This is a genomic window from Cupriavidus sp. FW305-46 (assembly GCF_058787075.1).
This window is the reverse complement of the sequence record NZ_JBYSZI010000130.1, coordinates 1-3,656: the sequence shown is the minus strand read 5'-3', so window position 1 is coordinate 3,656 and position 3,656 is coordinate 1. Positions and strand designations below refer to the sequence as shown.

Here is a 3,656-nt window from a genome sequence, read left to right as displayed (position 1 = left end):
GTCCCGCCCTGTAATATTCTCCGCCTTCCCTAGCCCGGCAAAAGGCTGCAATTTCAACCACTCCCCGAGTTCGTTTGCTCGCGTGGCAGTGGCCTTCCCGTCTGCCGGAAGAATAATACGCCCGATACTCGGCTGCCCGGACAGCGGCTTCACAAGCTTCGATGAAAAGGACTTCATCTCGATGCCGACCCGATGAAGAGTAACACTCATTCGGATCGCGCACTGATCGGAATAGGCCGGATTGTCATATGGATTGCCCGACGGATAGTTGGCCCAGAGTTCCTGAAACGTTACCACCTTAAGCTGCACCTCCTTAATGGAATTCGGTGTCGCGTTTGTTGTCACGATCGTTTTCTTATTGGGCATACCTCATACCTCTTCCTGTCTTGCTAGAGCGTCATCGCCCCAATAAATTGCGTACTCGTTGAGATTCTCTGTATATATGCGGGGTAGCTTGCCGCTTTCGTCTATACACCCAGAGAATGCTCGCCCGTCGGGCGTCTCGATGAAGTAGGGGTAGCCTTCCAAGGGTGTATTACCCGCTCGGACTCGGACTCGGACTTGCTCGTCGTAGTCACCTGTCGCGGGCGAAGTCAGGTTCGAAGAGGCTAAGGACGCGGACGATGGCGGCGGCGGCGCATTGCGGCCTCCCCGGTTCACCTCAATAATGAAATCCGTCCGCGAGTGGATGACAACCGGGTGAGTCGGGCACTTGCAATTGACTCGCGCACCAGTCACCAACATCTGTTTGCCGTCTATATCGACGGCCAATAACAGTCATTCATCACCGCCCCCCCACCTTGCAGGCGGGGCAGGTTGCATGGTCGCCTTCGACACCGACTATCAGGTCATGATGGAATATGCTGCGGCCCGTGGCGATGAGTATGCCGCCCGAGCTTGTCTTGTCTCCGTTCCGGAGTGCGTAGCGAATATCCGGCATGACGGCATCTTAGGCGCGCACGGGATAGTAGGCGGGATCGAGCAGGCCAAGGATAGGCTTGTCTGCCGATTCGTGGAATTCCAGCGCCGTCACGGGACTGAACACAATGGTGTCCCCATTGCGGGGGCTGCCGATGAGGGCCACCGGCACGCCTGCTGACTCGCACGCGTTGCCTGCGCCCGCCATAATCACCGCTGTACTGCCATCCTGGTAGGTCGCCACGTCGCCAACCCGGACGATGGGACGGCCATCGTAGCTTTGATTGCTGGAACCCTTCACGACTTCACCGCCGTTGGCGGTCTTCGCACCTTCGAATGCTGCAACGTAAATCTTCTTGGTTTTCGTGTCTTGCATCATTGATCCTGGGTTGGAAACGGCTTTTTTGCCGAATGCCATTGAGCCGAAATCGGCAGTCAATCAGACATGGCCTAAATTTGGGGATGATTTTTCAAAAGTCTTACATGACGGCCGGGCGGCCGGAAGCCTATTGTTCGCGGGACGACCGCAACCGGCCTCCTGGCTGTGGGGCGCTCGGTGCGGCAGCCGCACGCTCGGCCTGCGCCCGCACTATCAGTTCCCCGATCGCCTGCGCGAGCCGCGTGTGGGCTTCCAGCCCCATCTTGTAGGCCGCATTGAGGGAGGGATACCCTCTCCCCGGCCCCTCTCCGGCAAGCGCGAGAGAGGAGAAACTCCATAGACGGTTTTCGCCTCACCCGGGGCGTCGCCCCAAACTCCCCACAATCCCCTTGCGGAACGTCAGCACGCACACGATGAAGATGATCCCGGTCACCATCGACACCGATTCCCCGAGCCCGTTGAACCAGTCGATGCCCGTCACCGCCGCAAGGTAGCTGCCCAGTTCGCCAAGCTTGTTCTCCAGCGCGATCACAACAAACGCGCCGACGATCGGCCCGGTCAGCGTGCCAAGCCCGCCCAGCAGCGTCATCAGAATGACCATGCCGGACATCGACCAGTGCACGTCGCTGAGGGTCTCGAAGCCCAGCACCAGCGCCTTGACCGAGCCGGCCAGCCCCGACAGCGCCGCCGACAGCACAAAGGCGGTCAGCTTGAAGCGGTCGACGTCATAGCCGAGCGAGACCGCGCGCGGCTCGTTCTCCTTGATCGCCTTCAGGATCTGGCCGAACGGCGAGTGCACCGTGCGCACGATCAGCGCAAAGGCGGCCACGATGATCGCCAGCGCCACGTAGTACAGCGTCAGGTCGTCCGACAGCGGCAGCACCCCGAACAGCTTGCCGCGCGGGATGCCCTGCAGGCCGTCCTCGCCGCCGGTAAAGGGCGCCTGCAGGCAGATGAAGAACAGCATCTGCGCCAGCGCCAGCGTGATCATCGAGAAGTAGATGCCCTGCCGGCGGATAGCCAGCGAGCCCACCACGTAGCCGATCAGCGCACCCGTGCCGGTGCCCAGGACCAGGCCGATCTCCGGCGTCACGCCCCACACCTTCATCGCATGGCCGGCCGCATAGCCGGCGCCGCCGAAGAAGGCCGCATGGCCGAACGACAGCAGCCCGGTATAGCCGATCAGCAGGTTGAAGGCACACGCAAACAGCGCGAAGCACATCACCTTGAGCACGAACACCGGATACGCACCGGCCAGCGGCGCGGCCAGCAGGCACGCCAGCACCACGCCGTACATCACCTGCTTTGGCAGGCGCCCCGCCACCTGCTGCTGCCGCATGCCGATTGCGGCGATAGATTGTCCGCTCATCACTTCTCCTTTCCGAACAGCCCTGCCGGGCACAACAACAGCACCACCACCATGATGACGAAGACAACGGTGGAAGATGCTTCCGGGTACAACACCTTGGCCAGCCCTTCGATCACGCCCAGCGCCAGCCCGGTCAGGATCGCGCCCATGATCGAGCCCATGCCGCCGATCACCACCACCGCGAACACGACGATGATCAGGTTCTGGCCCATCAGCGGCGACACCTGCATGACCGGCGCGGCCAGCACCCCGGCAAACGCGGCCAGCGCCACGCCGAAGCCGTAGGTCAGCGTCACCATCTGCGGCACGTTGACGCCGAACGCCTCGACCACCTTGGCGTTCTCGGTGCCGGCGCGCAGGTAGGCGCCCAGCCTGGTCTTCTCGATCACGTACCACGTCGACAGGCAGACCGCCAGCGATGCCCCAACCACCCATACGCGGTAATTGGGCAAGCGCATGAAGCCGAGGTCGGAGGCGCCCTGCAGCGCCTCGGGCGGCGCATAGGGCAGCCCGGACACGCCATAGACCGAGCGGAAGATGCCTTCGACCACCAGCGTGATGCCCAGCGTCAGCAGCAGGCCGTAGATGTGGTCGAGCTTGTAGATCCAGCGCAGCATGGTCTTCTCGATCCCCACGCCCAGCGCGGCCACCACCAGCGGCGACAGCAGCAGCATCACCCAGTAGCTGAGGCCGGCATAGGACATGCCGGCCCACGCCAGCACCGCGCCCAGCATGAAGAGCGCACCGTGCGCGAAGTTGATGACGTTCAGCAGCCCGAAGATCACCGCCAGGCCCAGGCTCAGCATGGCGTAGAAGGCGCCGTTGACGAGCCCGAGCAACAACTGCGACAGCAGCGCCGGGAGCGGGATTTCAAACAGGTTCATGAGTCGCTCCTTATACGCCCAGCAGTTCATGCAGCACCGGCATCTTGGCCTCCAGCTCATTGGCTGCGAAGCGTTCGACGATGCTGCCATGCTCCATCACGTAGAA

The 3,656-nt window shown here is 62.1% G+C and carries 4 protein-coding genes and 1 pseudogene; all 5 read right to left on the bottom strand.

Going from position 1 to position 3,656, the window contains the following annotated elements; genetic code table 11:
• On the bottom strand, nt 1-366 hold a 366-nt coding region (locus AC3WON_RS31020; protein ID WP_492353472.1), incomplete at its 3' end, for a T6SS effector amidase Tae4 family protein.
• A gap of 583 nt (nt 367-949) precedes the next feature.
• Nucleotides 950-1,357, bottom strand: coding sequence for a PAAR domain-containing protein (locus tag AC3WON_RS31015; RefSeq protein WP_492353471.1), 408 nt, complete (start codon nt 1,355-1,357; stop codon nt 950-952).
• 292 nt (nt 1,358-1,649) lie between these two features.
• Entirely contained in the window at nt 1,650-2,594 is a 945-nt protein-coding gene (locus AC3WON_RS31010; RefSeq protein ID WP_492340479.1) for a branched-chain amino acid ABC transporter permease, read from the bottom strand.
• Between the two features lie 71 nt (nt 2,595-2,665).
• Nucleotides 2,666-3,550: a branched-chain amino acid ABC transporter permease gene (locus AC3WON_RS31005; protein WP_492353470.1), complete on the bottom strand. Its 885-nt coding sequence runs from the start codon at nt 3,548-3,550 to the stop codon at nt 2,666-2,668.
• A gap of 10 nt (nt 3,551-3,560) precedes the next feature.
• Nucleotides 3,561-3,656: pseudogene (locus AC3WON_RS31000) on the bottom strand (ABC transporter ATP-binding protein); the annotation flags it as partial.